A 16,003-nucleotide genomic window follows, 5' to 3' on the forward strand; every position below is an offset into this window, starting at 1 on the left:
CAGAAGACTTACGCACCGATCGGTTCTCTGACTGACCTTGGCTCTCCTCACCGGAGGTCCGAGGCCATGGCCCGGTTACGATCCGTGCATGGAGCAAGCCGAGCCGCCCCTCCCGGAACCGCCCGCGCAGCCCGCGCTGCTCGCCGAGTCCTCCGACGGCGTCGCGACCGTCACCATCCACAACCCCGCCAAGCGGAACGCCATGACACCGGCGATGTGGCGCGAGCTGCCGCCGCTGCTCGCGGGCTTCGCCGACGACCCGGCCGTACGGACGCTCGTCCTCACCGGGGCGCGCGGGACGTTCTGCGCTGGCGCCGACATCTCCACGCTGCGTGAGTCGCCCGGGACGTCGCAGGGGCTGGCCGTCGCCGCCGAGGAGGCGCTCGCCGCGTTTCCCAAGCCGACGGTCGCGGCCGTGCGCGGCCACTGCGTGGGCGGCGGAGCGCAGCTGGCGGCCGCGTGCGATCTCCGCTTCGCTTCAGCCGGCGCCCTGTTCGGCGTCACGCCCGCGAAGCTCGGCATCGTCTACCCGGAGTCCTCGACCAGGCGGCTGGCGCGGCTCACGGGTCCCGCCACGGCCAAGTTCCTGCTCTTCTCCGGGGAGTTGATCGACGCCGAACGGGCCCTGCGCACGGGTTTGGTCGACGAGGTGCACCCGGAGGAGGCCCTGGACGAGAGGGTCGCCGGCTTCGCGCGCACCCTCGCCGCGCGTTCGCAGCTGACCCAGGCGTCCGCCAAGGAGTTCGCCGACGGACGGTGCGATGCCGCCCGTGTCGACCACTGGCAGGGCGTCGCGGGAGCGAGGGAGGAGGCGGCGGAAGGCGTCGCGGCGTTCCTGGAGCGCCGCGAGCCGCGCTTCACGTGGACTCCGGCGCGCGGTGGCGGGTTCGCCGGGACGGTGTGAGGGGGGCGTGAAACCCGCCGGAAGCGACCCCCGATCCGGTATTACTTCTCGGTAACCTGTTGTCATGACGTCTCTCCCCGAGCGCGCCGCCCGGCGCTGCCATCACATGGTCAACCCGCTCCACTCCGCTCTGTACTTCTCCCCAGAGCTGGCCAGGGAGCTCGCCCCGTACGGCATCGAGGACCCCAGCGCCGTCTACCTGGCCGGACGTGCCGCACCGCTCGGTGCGGTGGGCCCCGGCGCCGTGACGGCGACCTTCTACAACTTCCGGCACGAGCTCGTGGCCCGCCACGTCCCGTCCGTCTGGGAGTCCGCCTCCCCCGCGACGGTGCTGGCCGCCCGGCTGCGCGCCGTCGACACGATGCTGCGTGACCTGCTGGGCGCGGAGGCCGTCTCGTCGCCGCAGATGGAGGAAGCCGCGGGGCTCGCGCTCAGGGCCGCCGAGGGCTGCACGCGCTCCGGACGGCCGCTGTACGCCGCCAACGCGGACCTGCCCGTACCCTCCGCCCCGCACCTCGCCTTCTGGCACGCCGCCACCATGCTGCGCGAGCACCGCGGGGACGCCCACATCGCCGCGCTGCTCCAGGCGGGCCTCGACCCCCTGGAGGCGCTCGCCAGCCACACCGCGAGCGGCCGGGGCATGGCGCCCAAGTGGGTGCTCGCGACGCGCGGCTACAACGCGAAGGACTGGGCGTCGGCCCAGGACCGGCTCCGCGAGCGGGGGTTGATGGACGCGGGGGGCGACCTCACCGAGGAGGGCACGGCTCTGCGCAAGGAACTGGAGTACAGGACGGACCTGATGGACAGCGCTCCCTACGAGCACCTCGGTGCCGAGGGTGTGGCCCGGCTGACGGAGCTGGCGTCGGAGTTCTCCGCCGCGGCCGCCACCGCCGGCGCGTTCCCCGACGACCTCTTCGGACGCGACTGAACGGTGGGGGCGCCTGCAAGCGGTGAGCGAGGCAGCGTGCCGCCCGGAGAGCACGCGGCGTTCCGGAAAGCGCGCGGCGGCGGTCCGGGAGGGCCGGAGCGAGGGGAGCCGGGGAGAGCGGGCCGCGGGCCGAACGGCGTCTGCCGCAAGGGAGTTGGGGCGCCGCCGGGAGAGACGGGTCGCACGGACGTCCCGCGGACCGGTTGTTTGCGGACGCCGAGTCCGGTTACCCGGACGGCATGTTCCGAGCAATCGCAGACGCCCTCCGCATGGTCGGGGGCGCCATCGCCACAGTAGTGACCCTTCCGTTCCGACTCCTCGCCAAGCTCTTCGGCGGAGCCTCGCGCACAGGACGCAGGGTCTGACCCCGATCCGGGTGACGCCCTCTCCCCCGCGGCGACGCGGTGAGGGGCGCGTCGAGCGCACGTGGAACGCCGAGAACCCGGCGGCGAACCGGGCCCGCGTCGGGGCTGTTTCCGACGCGGGCCCTGTCTGCACGTCCGCCTGAGGGTGCCACCTGCCACAATGCAGGCTCACCGGGGACACCCAGCACCGAGAAGGCGGACCAAGCAACGTGACGACGACCATCGAAGGCAGGATCGCCGAGGAACTCGGCGTACGGGAGCGGCAGGTCAAGGCCGCGGTCGAGCTGCTCGACGGCGGTTCGACCGTGCCGTTCATCGCGCGCTACCGCAAAGAAGCGACAGAGATGCTCGACGACGCGCAGCTGCGCTCCCTGGAGGAGCGGCTGCGCTATCTGCGGGAGTTGGAGGAGCGGCGCGAGGCCGTCCTCGAGTCCGTCCGGTCGCAGGGCAAGCTCGACGAGAAGCTTGAGCAGCAGATCCGGGCCGCGGACTCCAAGGCGCGCCTGGAGGACATCTACCTGCCCTTCAAGCCGAAGCGCCGCACCAAGGCCCAGATCGCCCGCGAGGCGGGCCTCGAACCGCTCGCCGACGGCCTTCTGGGCGATCCCGGCACCGAACCGCAGGCCGCTGCCGCCGCGTTCGTCGACGCCGAGAAGGGAGTCGCCGACGCCGCGGCCGCCCTGGAGGGGGCGCGCGCAATCCTCGCGGAGCGCTTCAGCGAGGACGCGGACCTGATCGGCGAGCTGCGCGAGCAGATGTGGACGCGCGGGCGGCTCGCCGCGAAGGTGCGGGAGGGCAAGGAGGAGCAGGGCGCCAAGTACGCGGACTACTTCGACTACTCGGAGGGTTTCGCCGAGCTGCCCTCGCACCGGGTGCTGGCGATGCTGCGCGGGGAGAAGGAGGAGGTCCTCGAACTGGCGCTGCTGCCCGAGGAGCCCTCCGAGGACGAGGCGCCGGCGAAGGACCGCGCCCCCGGTCCGTACGAGCGCGCCATCGCCCACCGGTTCGGCGTGCGCGACGAGGGCCGCCCCGCGGACGCCTGGCTCGCCGAGACGGTGCGCTGGGCGTGGCGTACGCGCATCCTGGTGCGCCTCGGGCTCGACCTGCGGCAGCGGCTGCGCACTGCGGCCGAGGACGAGGCGGTGGGTGTCTTCGCCGCGAACCTGCGCGACCTGCTGCTCGCCGCGCCCGCCGGCACCCGCGCCACGCTGGGTCTCGACCCGGGGCTGCGTACGGGTGTGAAGGTGGCCGTCGTCGATGCGACGGGCAAGGTCGCCGCGACGGACACGGTCTACCCGCACGCCCCGCAGAAGCGCTGGGACGAGTCGCTGGCGAAGCTGGCGGTCCTGGCGCAGCGGCACTCCGTCGAACTCGTCGCGATCGGCAACGGCACCGCGTCGCGCGAGACGGACAAACTGGCGGGGGAACTGATCGCCAAGCACCCGGAGTTGAAGCTGACGAAGGTGATGGTCTCCGAGGCTGGCGCCTCCGTGTACTCGGCGTCCGCGTTCGCCTCGCAGGAACTCCCCGAGCTGGACGTGTCGTTGAGGGGCGCGGTGTCCATCGCCCGGCGGCTCCAGGACCCGCTCGCGGAGCTGGTCAAGATCGACCCCAAGTCGATCGGCGTCGGCCAGTACCAGCACGACCTGTCGGAGGTGAAGCTCTCCCGCTCCCTCGACGCCGTCGTGGAGGACTGCGTGAACGGCGTCGGGGTCGACGTCAACACGGCGTCGGCGCCCCTGCTCTCCCGGGTGTCGGGCATCGGGTCGGTACTCGCCGAGAACATCGTGTCGCACCGCGACGGGCACGGCCCGTTCAAGAGCCGCCGCGAACTCAAGGACGTGGCGCGGCTCGGCCCGAAGGCGTTCGAGCAGTGCGCCGGGTTCCTGCGCATCCGGGACGGCGAGGACCCGCTGGACGCCTCCAGCGTGCACCCGGAGGCGTACCCCGTCGTGCGCACGATGGTGAAGGCCGCTGGCACGGACGTGCCGACCCTCGTGGGCAACACCGCGCTGCTGCGCTCCCTGAGCCCGGAGAACTTCGTCGACGACACCTTCGGCCTCCCGACGGTCACCGACATCATCCGGGAGCTGGAGAAGCCCGGACGCGACCCCCGGCCCGCGTTCAGGACGGCGACCTTCAAGGAGGGCGTGGAGAAGCTCGGCGATCTAGAGCCGGGCATGCTCCTGGAGGGCGTCGTGACGAACGTCGCGGCCTTCGGTGCCTTCGTCGACGTCGGTGTGCACCAGGACGGACTGGTCCACGTCTCGGCGATGTCGAAGACGTTCGTGAAGGACCCGCGGGACGTGGTGAAGCCGGGCGACATCGTGAAGGTCAAGGTCCGGGACGTCGACGTCGCGCGGAAGCGGATCTCGCTGACGCTGCGGCTCGACGACGACGTCACGGCGAACGGTGCGGGCGGTGACGGCGCCTCCGGCGGTGAGGGCCGCCGCAGGCAGGGCGGTGGGGACCGCGCGCCTCGCCAGCGCCAGGGCGGCGGCAGGCAGAACTCCGGCCGGCAGAACGCGGGCCGCCAGGGCGGCAACGGCGGCGGCAGGGGGCAGCGGCGGGACGCCGCGCCGGCGAACAACGAGATGGCGGAGGCTTTGCGCCGGGCCGGGCTGCTGGGCGACGGCAAGAAGCGGTGACCTGCGAGGCGGCCGGGACCCTCTGAGGGGTCGCGGCCGCCTCGGCCGTCCCGTCGCCCGCGCGCGTCACCCGTGCAGCCGCGCCTCCGGGAAATCCGGTTGCCGCTCTCCGGGCACCGGCGTACTTTCTGTACTGCCCCATTGCCGCTGACAGGAGATGCCCTTGCTCGTCTGAGGTCGAAGAACACCGTGCACCCCCTCTGTGCGTGCCACGAGTGCGACCTCGGAAGCGAGCTGCGAGCCTGCCGTCGGCGGCTTTCGTTCTCCGGAACGGCTTCTCCCGCGCTGCTCCTCCCCCTTCGCTCCTCGTTCCGCCCGGTCGCGGGCTGCGGTGTTCCACGTCGTCCACCGCCCGCCCCGTGTCCGGCCGAGGAGCCCTCATGTCCACCACCCACTCTTCCCCCTCTCTCACCTGCGTCCGTCTCTCGTTCAACTGGCCTGACGGCACCGAGGTCTTCTCGGGCTTCGACTGGCAGGCAGGCCCCGGGCGCACCGGTCTGATCGGCTCGAACGGCTCGGGCAAGTCGACCCTGCTGCGCCTGCTCTCCGGCGAACTCGCCCCCGCCGGCGGCAGCGTGCAGGTCTCGGGCGAGATCGGCTACCTGCCGCAGGGGCTGACGCTGGAGACCGGCCGGCGGGTCGATGACGCGCTGGGCATCGCCGAGGCGCGTGCCGCGCTCCACGCCATCGAGGCGGGCGACGTGCGGGAGGAGAACTTCACCGCCGTCGGCGACGGCTGGGACGTCGAGGAGCGCGCCCGCGCGATGCTGGACCAGCTGGGGCTGGAGCGCATCGGCCTGGACCGCACCATCGGCGAGCTGTCCGGCGGGGAGTCGGTGATGCTGCGGCTGGCGGCGCTGCTGCTGCGCCGGCCGGACGTGCTGCTGCTGGACGAGCCGACCAACAACCTCGACCGCCGGGCCCGGCGCCGCCTCTACGAGACGGTCTCCGCGTGGCACGGCGTCCTCGTGGTGGTCAGCCACGACCGCGAACTGCTGGAACTGGTCGACCGCGTCGCGGAGTTGCGCGCGGGCGGCATCCGCACCTTCGGCGGCACGCTGTCCGCGTACGAGGAGGCGATCGCCACGGAACAGGACGCCGCGGAGCGGAAGTTGCGCGTCGCCGAAGCCGATGTGAAGCGCCAGCGGCGTGAACTGATCGAGGCGCGGGTGAAGTTGGCGAAGCGCGTGCGCTACGGCAACAAGATGCGGGCCAACAAGAGCCAGCCGAAGATCGTCATGAACGAGCGGAAGCGCGAGGCCCAGGTCTCGGCCGGAAAGCACCGCATCCTGCACGAGCAGCGCCTGGACGACGCCCGCGGGCGTCTCGACGAGGCCGCCGGGAAGGTGCGCGACGACGACGAGATCCGCGTGGATCTCCCGTTCACCGCGGTCCCGTCGGGACGTCAGGTGCTCACCCTGCGGGAGCTGGAGGTGCGCTACGGCGCGCGGGCCGAGCTGCGCGTGCACGGAGCCGAGAGGATCGCCCTCACCGGGGACAACGGCACCGGGAAGACGACGCTGCTGCGCACGATCGCCGGCCGGCTCGCGCCCGTCTCGGGCGAGGCGGAGGCGCACGTGCCGCTGCGGTACCTGCCGCAGCGGCTGGATCTGCTGGACGACTCGCTCACGCTGGTGGAGAACGTGTGCGCGCTCGCGCCGTCGGCGAGCGTGAACCAGGTGCGGGCACAGCTCGCGCGGTTCCTCTTCCGCGGTGCGCGCGCCGACCAGACCGTCGGCACGCTCTCGGGAGGCGAGCGGTTCCGGGCGACGCTCGCGGCGCTGATGCTGGCCGAGCCCGCACCGCAGCTGCTGATGCTGGACGAGCCGACCAACAACCTCGACATGGCGAGCGTGCGGCAGCTGCGATCGGCGCTGGAGTCGTACGCGGGTGCGCTGATCGTGGCGTGCCACGACATGCCGTTCCTGCGGGACATCGGCGTCACCCGCTGGCTGCGGCTGGACGGCGAACTGCAGGAGTGCGATCCGGCGGACCTGTGACCGGCGGCCCCCGGGGCCGTCCGCCGTACCAGGACGGCCCCGCACGGGGACCCGGCGGTCACTCCCCCGTGGCGGTCGCCACCTCCAGGGCGGCCACCCGCACGTCCGGCACGTCGTGCCTGCGGACGTCCCGCAGGAAGGCCCGCCACGGTTCGCTCCAGCCGCTGCGGGGGTTCACAGCCGCGGCGAGCGCCACGGCCAGCAGACCCGAGGCGTGGCCTCCGTCCGCCACGAGACCGCGCGCGACCCGCAGAAGGCGCTCGCTGCTGCCGGAAGGCCGGTGGCCGGACTGCAGGGTGCGGCGCAGTTCGTCGGCGGTGCGCCACGCCTGCCCGGGCAGCTGGGCGTGCAGGCCGGCGATGCCGCGCAGCTGCCTGGCCAGTGTCTCCTCGTCTGCGCCGAGGTCGACGGCCGAGCAGAGCAGGCGGGCGGCCAGCGGCACGAACTCCTCGTGCCCGGCGAGCAGTACGCCCGTCTGCCCGGCGGCCTGGCGGGCGTTGCGGTGACTGCCCGCCCGCCGGCCCAGGGTGAGCACGATGTGCTCGACGCGGCGCCGCGCGGGGCGGTCGCGGTCCGGGTCGGCGTCGGGGGTGTGCGGGTCGGCGTCGGAGGCGATGAGCCGGGAGACCGCGTCGGTGAACGTGGTGGCGCTCTCGGGGAGTGCGGCGGCCAGCTCCACCAGGCCGTCCGCGGCGTACTGCCAGGTGCCGCGGTTGGCGAGGTCGGTGACCGCGTCCGCGAGGACGTCCGCGGCCTCCGGGGCCCACGGCGCCCAGTGCGCGAGCGAGGAGTGGACCGTCTCGGCGACCTGGGGGTCCTCCGCCCCGCCGAGCCCGGTGACGATGCGGGCGTAGCGCTCCCGGTGGCGTTCGGGGAGGTGGAGGGGGCGGGTGCGCAGCACGGCCTGGCACAGGACGGGTTCGCCCTCGGCGGCGGACGCGATCACCTGCCAGGCGCGGCGGTCATCCAGGAGCTGCGCCGCCGAGGTGACGCAGGCCGCCCGCACGTCCACGTGCTGGCCCGGGAGTTCGTACGCCGCGAGCAGCACCTCCGCGGCCTCCGACACCGGCAGCAGGGACGCGGCGAGGCGTACGGCCTGCCGCCGCGCGGTGACCGTCACGCCCGGCTCCTCGCGGGGACTCCCGGCGGACGGTTCGCCACGAGCCTCCCCGGTGGCCCCGGAGGGCTCGGTCCCCGGGGCGGCGTCGTGGCCGCCGCCGCTCTCCCCCGGGGGAAGCAGCAGTCCGCGCACCACGTCGGTCAGCTGTGACGGAGCGAGGTAGCGGCAGGCGCGCGCCAGCGCGCGGACGGCGTTGCGGGCCCGGCCCTCGGCGGTGTGGGCCAGCAGGGCGGGCAGCGCCTCCTCGGGGCGGTCGGTGCGTACGAGGGCCCCCATCGCCGACTCGGCGAGTTCCTCCTCGTCCTCGACCCAGTCGTTCACCCAGAGGCGCAACTCCCGCGCGCCCTCTCCGGGGACGTGCGCGAGCTTCGAGAGCGCGGCCTTCCGCCGGGCCATGCCGTTGGTGTCGTCGTCCGCCTCGTGCGCGAGGAGCTGCGCGGCGGCCCGCTGCTGGCGGGGGAGCCAGCGGTCCGTCCACCGGTCGACGGGCGGCATGGGGGGCGTGTCGTCCTTGGTGAGGAACCGTCCGTAGGGCGGGGCCTCGCCCAGCACGGTGTCGAGCAGGTCGGTGCGGCGCCTGCAGATCGTGCGGGAGACGGCGGGCAGCACCGCGGCCGACGCGTCCAGGGACAGCACGTCCGCGGCCCTGGCGTCCCGCGCACGCGGATCGCGCAGCCACAGCCCGACCGCCGCCCGCGCGTTGGCCTCGCTGCCGAACTGCACCGCCTGCCACAGGAGTTCCTGCAGTTCCGGCATGTCGTCGGCGCGCGCGCCGACCGCGCGGGCGAGCGCGAACGTCAGCCCGTGGTCGTCCTTCTCCGCGCCGGCCTCCAGCCAGTACCGCAGCGACTCGTGGACGGTGTGCTCCTGGCCGCGGGGCAGCGTGCGGTCGAGCCTGCCCAGATCGGCCCCGCCGGTGTCGCCGGTGAGCCGCACGATGGTGCGCAGCGCCCACCCGACGAGGGCGCGGCGGCCGCTGGCGACGTGTTCCCGCAGGACCGCCCCTGCGAGGCGCCCCAGAACCTCCCGGGTCTCGTGCGAGGAGTCGGGGGCCTGGACGGCGTCGCCGGTGAGGCGGTCGAGGTGGTCCGCGGCCTCGTCCGTGAGCAGCCGCGGAGGAAGCGCCGTCAGCGCGTTCAGGGCGGACCACCTGACGGCGTCCTGCTCGTTCCGCAGCCGTGCCATGGCGCCGAGCAGCTTGTTGACGCGGGCGTGGTCGCCGCCGTCGCGGCGGGCGGCGCGCACGGTCTGGCGTACGAGGAGCGGCCACGCCCGGGCGCGGTCCTCCGCCGCGGGACGCCGGGTCGCCTCCTCCAGCTCTTCGCGGGCCTCCTGGCCGGGCAGGTGGGCGACGGCCGCGAGGACGGTCGCCCAGTGGGCCTCCCTGTCCCGGGCCTGCTGGGCCATCCGCTGCGCCTCCGCCTCGCGGCGCTCGTGCGGCAGCGCGTCGAGGACCTCCTCGTCGAGGCGCTCGTGGGAGCGGTCCTCGTCCTCGGTCACGGCGTCGTAGAAGGCGGCGCGGCGGCCGGGCGGAAGCGCCCGCAGCAGCTCCGCGAAGCGCTTCGGGCTGCGGTTCCAGGCACGTCCCAGCTCGTACAGCTCCGGGGCGTCGGCCTTGACCAGGCGGCGCAGCACCGACGGGGGCAGGCCCTTGTCCAGCAGGCGGCCGGAGTGCTCGTCCGCGAGGAGCAGGCGGACCGTACGGCCGGGGTCCGCGGCGACGAGGCGCGGCAGTTGCGGCCAGAACGGCAGGGGCAGCGGCAGCCGCTCCCGGTAGCGCTCCAGCAGTCCGAGAACCTCTTCGGGACGGGCGGCGGCCGTACGCGCCACTCCCGCGGCGTACCGGTCCCACCACAACTCTCGGAGCACCGGCGGCAGTTCGTCGAGCTGCCGGGCGGATTCGGCGAGCACCTCGCCGGGGTGGCGTCCGGCGAGCGCCCCCCAGCAGGCGACCGTGTGGAACAGCTCCGGCAGCAGCCGTGCGACCGTCGCAGCGCCGCAGCCGGGCAGGAGCCTGGCGGCCTCCGCGTCGCCCCAGCGGGTGCGGAGCACGTCGATGAGGCCGTCGGCGAGTTCGCTGCGCCCGCCGGCGACGATGGTGCGCAGCAGCTCCGCGCGGATGGCGGCGGGAGCAGCGTGCAGCGCCTGCAGGAGGGCGTCGTCGGTGATCCCTCCGGACGGCGCGGCGGCCGCTCGCTGAGCGTGGCCGCGGACGAACGCGTCGGGGTGGGCCAGCCGGGCCGACAGGTGGGCGTGGTCCCGGCCCGCGCTCGCGGCGATGACCGCCAGCCGCCTGCCGTACAGCCCGTGCTGCTCCAACCCGTCCAGCAGCCCGGCGAGTCCGTCGTCTCCGGCGGCTTCGCGGGCTCGGGCGCAGAGCAGGCGTATGCGCTCCCGGTGAGCGAGCGGCTCGAGAGCGTCGAGGAGTTCGGTGGCGGCGGCACGGGACATGGCGGGGATTCTGCCTGCCGGCAGCCCCGCGCGGGAGGGTTCTCCCCAGGGCTTAGCAGTACGTGCGCGTATTTTCGGCCGCCCGGCGATCTCTCCCCCGGATCGAGGCGGGGGACGGATGGCCACGGCGCGGTCCGGCACGGCCACGCGTGCCGGCGGCCGGCGCTACTGGACGCTGCCCGCGGGGAGTTGGGTCCGCGTGCGGGAGGGTGCGCGGTCCGGTCCGCGCGCACCGGGCACCCGGGCCACGGCCCGCGTCGCTCACGGCCCGGAGCGCCCGTCCGCTCCCGCCGCGTCCCCCTCGGGACCCGATCGCGCTATTGATCGATCCGCCGCCGGTTCCCTAGCGTCGCGGCATGGACGACGTGATCGTGGTGGGGGCAGGCGTCATCGGACTGACGACCGCGGTGATGCTGGCCGAGCGGGACGCGGACGTACGGGTCTGGAGCCGGGAAGAGGCCGCGCCGACGGCGTCGGAGGTCTCCGGCGGCCTGTGCTGGCCGTACCGCATCGAGCCGCAGGAGCGGGCGGTCGAGTGGGCGGAGCGCTCGTTCCGCAACTTCGCCTGGCTCGCCGAACAGCCGGCCCGCACCGGGGTACGGCTCGTGCGGGGCACCCTGGAGGACGACGCCGGCGACTCCGTACCGGACGCATGGCACTCCCTGATCGGGAATCCGCCCCGGACTCCCCTTGTCGACATGCAGACCTATCTCCGGTATCTGCGGGGCAGGCTGGCGGCAGCCGGAGGCCGCGTCGAGCAGCGCGGGATCACGTCGCTGGACGAAGCCGCCGCCGAAGCGCCCGTCGTGGTCAACTGCACCGGCCTCGGCGCCCGCGAGCTGGCCGGAGACACGGGGATGCAGCCCGTGCGGGGGCAGATCGTCGTCGTGGAGAACCCCGGCATCGACGAGTGGTTCCTCGCCTCGCGCACCGACTCCGGGGATCCGCAGACCACTTACCTGCTCCCCCAGCCGTACGGCCTGCTGCTGGGAGGCACCGCCGACGAGGACGCCGAGGACCTGACGCCCGACCCGGCCGTCACCGAAGCCATCGTGCGCCGCTGCTCACGGTTCCGTCCGGAGGTGGCGGACGCACGGATCATCGAGGAGCGGGTGGGGCTGCGCCCGTACCGGCCCCGAGTGCGGCTGGAGAGGCAGGAGCTGCCCGGCGGGGCCACGTGCGTCCACAACTACGGGCACGGCGGCGCCGGGGTGACGGTCTCCTGGGGGTGCGCCCTCGACGTGCTCCGGCTTCTCGACGGCGCCTGAGACCCGGAAGGCCCGGCGGGGCGGCGCCGGAACGCTGCGGACGGGGCCGGGGCGCGCCGGGCGCGGGGCGGCACACGCGCCGCCTTCCGCGCCCTCGGGATGGCTGATGTCCGCCGCATGACGTTCCTGTGGCAGTCGGCGGGAAAGGGCTGCCGGGCCCGGGCGGAGTACATACCCTTCATCCCGGCCCAGTCCGGCCAAGACGGACTCGGTCAGGTGCGACGGGCATCGGCCCGGCTGCCGGCCTGGCAGCCGGATCAGCGTGGCGGTTCGCTGCGGCAAGGGAGTTGGAGGACTCGTGCGTCACAGACTCATGGTTCCGGGTGCGGTGCTCGCCGCACTCCTGACGGCGGTTCCGGCCTCGGCGGCCGAACCATCGCCGGGTGCGCCCGGAGCGGGAGACGCGTACTACCCCGCGTACGGCAACGGCGGCTACGACGTCTCGCACTACGACCTGCGGCTGAAGTACCAGCCGAAGAGCGACGAACTCTCGGGCACCGCAACGCTGCTGGCGGAGACCACCCAGGAACTGAGCCGTTTCAACCTGGACTTCGCCCTCGATGTGAGCACGGTGCACGTCAACGGCCGCAAGGCGTCCTTCGAGACCTCCGGCGACCACGAGCTGGAGGTGACCCCGGCCCAGCCGATCGCGAAGGGCGAGGACTTCACCGTCGTCGTGCGCTACTCGGGCGTCCCCTCGGAGGTCGAGGTCAACGGGCTCACCTCCTGGCACCGCACGCCTGACGGAGCGGTGGCCGCCAACGAGCCCGAGTCGGCCTGGTGGTGGTACCCGAGCAACGACCACCCCAGCGACAAGGCCACCTTCGACGTGAGCATCGCCGTCCCCGAGGGCTACCAGAGCCTCAGCAACGGCAGGCTGGTGTCCGAGCGGGAGTCCGCCGGCTGGGTGCGCACGTCCTGGCGTTCCAGCAAGCCGCAGGCCACATACCTGGCGACGCTCGCCGTCGGCAAGTTCGACCTGACGAAGAGCACCACCGAGAGCGGCATTCCGGTCCTCAACGCCTACAGCAAGGGCCTCGGCGACGAGGACGGCTCCGCCCGCGCGAGCGTCGAGCGCACCGCCGAGATCACCGACTGGCTGGAGGGCGTGTTCGGCAAGTACCCCTTCGAGTCCGTCGGCGGCTACGTACCCGACACGGGCAAGAGCTTCGCCCTCGAGACCCAGACGATGGCCTTCTACGGCAACAAGCGCTTCAAGAGCGGCACCGACGTCTCGGTCGTCGTCCACGAGGTGGCGCACCAGTGGTACGGCGACAGCGTGTCCGTGCGGAACTGGAAGGACATCTGGCTGAACGAGGGCTTCGCGAGCTACGCCTCCTGGCTGTGGTCGGAGGAGCAGGGCGAGGGCACCGCGCAGGAACTGGCCGAGTACGCCTACGACTCCTACCCCGCCGGCGACGAGTTCTGGAAGGTGAAGCCGGGCGACCCGGGCCCCGAGAACCAGTTCCACGGAGCGGTCTACGACCGCGGCGCGATGGCTCTCCAGGCGCTGCGCAACAAGATCGGCGACAAGGACTTCTTCGCGATCCTCAAGGGCTGGCCGTCGGAGCGCTCGTACGGCAACGCACGCCTGGCGGACTTCGAGAAGTACGCGGAGAAGGTCTCCGGTGAATCCCTCGGCAAGCTCTTCGACGCCTGGCTGCACACGGCGTCGAGGCCGTCGAAGCCAGCGCTGGGGGGCGTGAAGAGCGAGCGTGGCGAGCCCGTACGGCCCGATTCGTGGGAGGAGATCCAGGCCGTCAACGGATCGCACCGCCACTGACGGGACGCCGGCCCCCGGAGCCTTCTCGGGCTCCGGGGGCCGGCGCGTGACGGTGAGCCGGACGACGGGTCGGGCGGTGTGTCAGGCGGTGCCCGGCGGGACGGGCTTGATGAGGGCGAACGTTCCGCCCTGCGGGTCCTGCACCACCGCCATGCGGCCCGCCATCATGTCGAACGGGGGCACGAGCACGGAGCCGTCCGCCCGGATGAGGGCGTCGACCGTGCTGTCTGTGTCGTCGATCGCGAAGTACGGGATCCAGTGCGGCGGCGTGCCGGACGGCGAGTTCTCCAGCCCCTGCATGCCGCCGACAGCGCGGCCGGCGGCGTTGAGCGCGTAGTAGCCCGGCGCCCCCTCCATCGTCGAGGTGTGGATGCCCAGGTGCCGGTAGAAGGAGCCGGCGCCTTCGATGTCGGAGGTGTTGAGCTCGCTCCAGATGACCGCGCCGTGCTCGTTGACGATCTGCGAGCCGATGAACTCCCTGGCCTGCCACAGCCCGAAGACCGCGCCGGCCGGGTCGGCGACGACCGCCATCCGCCCCAGGTCCATCACGTCCATGCCGGGGACCATGACGGTGCCGCCGTTGTCCATGACGGCCTGCACACCGGACTCCACGTCGTCGGAGGCCAGGTACGTGGTCCACGCGGGCGGGGGCGTGGGCCCGCCGTCCGGGGACATCGCGGCCATGATCCCCGCGACGGGCCTGCCGTGCAGGGTGCAGACCGAGTAGCCGCCGTTCTCCGCGGGGCCGATCTCGCCCTGCCAGCCGAAGAGGTCGCGGTAGAAGTCGAGGGCCGCCTGCTGGTCGGGGACCATCAGGTCGACCCAGCAAGGGACACCGGGCTCGTAACGGGCAGTTACCTCGGGCATGGCAGCTCCTTATGGGCAGCGGTTCCCGGTCACTGTGCCGAGCGCGGTGTCCGCCGCCTCCCCCGCCACGCCGCCCCGCGACGGCGCCGCGGGCGAATTCACCCGCCTCCCTCCGGGGCGCCGCGCGCGGCCCGTTCCACGCCCTGCCCGCCCTCCCGGCCCGGTCCGCCCACCGGCCGGCGGCCGCACCCCGGACGACCGGCAGCCGCGCCCCGGCCGTGAGTCATCCGCCCGGCTCCGGCCCCGGGCGGCCCGACTGGCGGCGGTACTCCTTCCGCGCCGCGTAGGCCAGAGGCAGGTACCGCAGGCGCTCCGGCAGCAGCGGCATCACGACACGCACCGCGCGCCCCAGCCCCCGCAGCCGCCGCTCCTGCCGCTCCGTCCAGGGCAGGCCGATGGCGGCGCGGGCGTCCGGCGGCATCATGCCGATGGTGAGGAAGCGGCGGAAGCGGGCGAACCACGGCCCCAGGACCGGCCAGGCCAGGCGCAGCGCCGTGCGGACGGCGCGGGGTCCCCGGTCGGGCGCGGGCAGGGGCACGTCGACGGCGATGAGTTCCTCGACGACGGCCGTCCTCTCCAGCTCCTCGGACAGGACCCGTCTGTAGTACGGCCAGAACTCCTCGACCGTCTGCGGCATGTCGCGGTCCTGGATGCCGAGGACGCGTCCGACCTGGAGCCACTCCGCGTACAGCCGCCGCTCCTCGTCCGGGGTGTACGGGCGGCCGCCGAGATAGGGCCGGGTGTGCCGGTAGACGGGGAAACCCGTGGCGTGCACCCACGAGTAGTAGGCCGGGGTGAGGGCGTGGTACTCGCGGCCGTGGGCGTCGACCCCCTTGATCCCCTGGTGCAGCCTGCGCAGCCGGCGCCCCTCTTCCTCGGCCTTCTCCCCGCCGTACACCCAGAGTTGAACGCTTCTCAGGGAGCGCTCGCCGCGTCCCCACGGGTCGGTCCGGAAGACCGAGTACTCGTCGACGCCCGCGCTCACGGCCGGGTGCGCGACCTGCATCGCGAGCGCGGCGGGCAGGGTCAGCAGCATCCTGACCTCTCCCGCGAGGTCCCACAGCATGCCGCCCGGCGGGGGCGGGACGGGCCCGTCCCGCCCCCGGACGCTGTCGCTGTCGGCCCGGCTGCTGCTGTCGCTGCTCACTCTCTTCATGATGCCTCCGGCCTCTTTCGGACGCGCGGCCGGCGGGGCGGCGGCCGGGCCCCGGGCCGGTGCCTCCCGGCCGCCGAACGCCGCGTTCCGGGGCCGCGGCGGTACGCGCGGGATGCCCGGCTTCTGGCATACGGCACTGCACAGCGGCCATACGGAACCCTCTCTAGCTCTTCCCTAGTGGCGCTTCCATGGCCAGACTGAGTTTCGAACGAACTGGCCGGGCACGCCCGCGGCAAGGCAGCCGCACGATGGGCGGATACGGCCATGCGACGACCGAACAGGACATGGAACGGCATTTGCGTACGGCGGTGGTTCGCGCGGTTCACCGCGTACGAGTGCGATCCAACGGGACATCATCGGCGGGAGTTTCACCTCCGGCGCCGTCACGGGGAACGCAGCCGGTCCCAACAGGTGGATGCAGGTGATCGATTGATCAATTGTTTTCGGCCTGCGGCTTTAAATGATCGCTCGCTCCCCTATATTGGTGCGGCGCTGACCGGCCTGTGCGGCTCA

General features: G+C 73.4%; 10 protein-coding genes. 7 read left to right on the forward strand and 3 right to left on the reverse strand.

Annotation, left to right across the window (positions count from 1 at the left end; translation table 11 throughout):
* Nucleotides 1–88 precede the first annotated feature (88 nt).
* From IEY56_RS03475 to IEY56_RS03490, 5 genes are all read left to right on the forward strand, one after another.
* Entirely contained in the window at nt 89–904 is an 816-nt protein-coding gene (locus IEY56_RS03475) for an enoyl-CoA hydratase/isomerase family protein (RefSeq protein WP_189035546.1), read from the forward strand.
* Nucleotides 905–968: 64 nt separating this feature from the next.
* Nucleotides 969–1,832 (forward strand): SCO6745 family protein, encoded by an 864-nt coding sequence (locus tag IEY56_RS03480; protein WP_189035547.1) that lies wholly within the window; start codon nt 969–971, stop codon nt 1,830–1,832.
* Between the two features lie 239 nt (nt 1,833–2,071).
* Complete coding sequence (locus tag IEY56_RS28795) at nt 2,072–2,197, forward strand: LPFR motif small protein (RefSeq protein WP_254666829.1); 126 nt, start codon at nt 2,072–2,074, stop codon at nt 2,195–2,197.
* 209 nt (nt 2,198–2,406) lie between these two features.
* A complete protein-coding gene (locus IEY56_RS03485) occupies nt 2,407–4,845 on the forward strand; it encodes a Tex family protein (protein ID WP_189035548.1) in 2,439 nt (812 codons plus the stop codon).
* Between the two features lie 380 nt (nt 4,846–5,225).
* Nucleotides 5,226–6,845 (forward strand): ABC-F family ATP-binding cassette domain-containing protein, encoded by a 1,620-nt coding sequence (locus tag IEY56_RS03490; RefSeq protein ID WP_189035549.1) that lies wholly within the window; start codon nt 5,226–5,228, stop codon nt 6,843–6,845.
* A gap of 58 nt (nt 6,846–6,903) precedes the next feature.
* Here IEY56_RS03490 and IEY56_RS03495 read toward each other — a convergent pair whose 3' ends face one another.
* On the reverse strand, nt 6,904–10,416 hold the full coding sequence (locus IEY56_RS03495) for a hypothetical protein (protein ID WP_189035550.1): 3,513 nt from the start codon (nt 10,414–10,416) through the stop codon (nt 6,904–6,906).
* Between the two features lie 356 nt (nt 10,417–10,772).
* Between IEY56_RS03495 and IEY56_RS03500 the strand changes: the two genes are divergently transcribed.
* Nucleotides 10,773–11,684 carry an FAD-dependent oxidoreductase gene (locus tag IEY56_RS03500; RefSeq protein WP_189035551.1) on the forward strand — a complete coding sequence of 304 codons (912 nt, stop codon included), beginning with the start codon at nt 10,773–10,775 and terminating at the stop codon, nt 11,682–11,684.
* A gap of 298 nt (nt 11,685–11,982) precedes the next feature.
* The gene (locus IEY56_RS03505; RefSeq protein WP_189035552.1) at nt 11,983–13,467 is read left to right on the forward strand and encodes a M1 family metallopeptidase; all 1,485 of its coding nucleotides are present in this window, start codon (nt 11,983–11,985) and stop codon (nt 13,465–13,467) included.
* 81 nt (nt 13,468–13,548) lie between these two features.
* Here the strand turns inward: IEY56_RS03505 and IEY56_RS03510 are convergent, their stop codons facing one another.
* Together IEY56_RS03510 and IEY56_RS03515 are read right to left on the reverse strand one after the other, a co-directional pair.
* The gene (locus IEY56_RS03510) at nt 13,549–14,334 is read right to left on the reverse strand and encodes a VOC family protein (RefSeq protein WP_189035553.1); all 786 of its coding nucleotides are present in this window, start codon (nt 14,332–14,334) and stop codon (nt 13,549–13,551) included.
* Nucleotides 14,335–14,557: 223 nt separating this feature from the next.
* Nucleotides 14,558–15,400, reverse strand: a complete 843-nt coding sequence (locus IEY56_RS03515) for an oxygenase MpaB family protein (protein ID WP_189035832.1) — start codon at nt 15,398–15,400, stop codon at nt 14,558–14,560.
* Nucleotides 15,401–16,003 lie beyond the last annotated feature (603 nt).

Origin of the sequence: Streptomyces daqingensis (assembly GCF_014645895.1) — a bacterium.
Classification (GTDB): Bacteria; Actinomycetota; Actinomycetes; order Streptomycetales; family Streptomycetaceae; genus Streptomyces; species Streptomyces daqingensis.

Coding starts and splice junctions, on each gene's coding strand:
- IEY56_RS03475 (WP_189035546.1), top strand. CDS start 89: ATGGAGCAAGCCGAGCCGCCCCTCCCGGAACCGCCCGCGCAGCCCGCG.
- IEY56_RS03480 (WP_189035547.1), top strand. CDS start 969: ATGACGTCTCTCCCCGAGCGCGCCGCCCGGCGCTGCCATCACATGGTC.
- IEY56_RS28795 (WP_254666829.1), top strand. CDS start 2,072: ATGTTCCGAGCAATCGCAGACGCCCTCCGCATGGTCGGGGGCGCCATC.
- IEY56_RS03490 (WP_189035549.1), top strand. CDS start 5,226: ATGTCCACCACCCACTCTTCCCCCTCTCTCACCTGCGTCCGTCTCTCG.
- IEY56_RS03495 (WP_189035550.1), bottom strand. CDS start 10,416: ATGTCCCGTGCCGCCGCCACCGAACTCCTCGACGCTCTCGAGCCGCTC.
- IEY56_RS03500 (WP_189035551.1), top strand. CDS start 10,773: ATGGACGACGTGATCGTGGTGGGGGCAGGCGTCATCGGACTGACGACC.
- IEY56_RS03510 (WP_189035553.1), bottom strand. CDS start 14,334: ATGCCCGAGGTAACTGCCCGTTACGAGCCCGGTGTCCCTTGCTGGGTC.
- IEY56_RS03515 (WP_189035832.1), bottom strand. CDS start 15,400: ATGCTGTGGGACCTCGCGGGAGAGGTCAGGATGCTGCTGACCCTGCCC.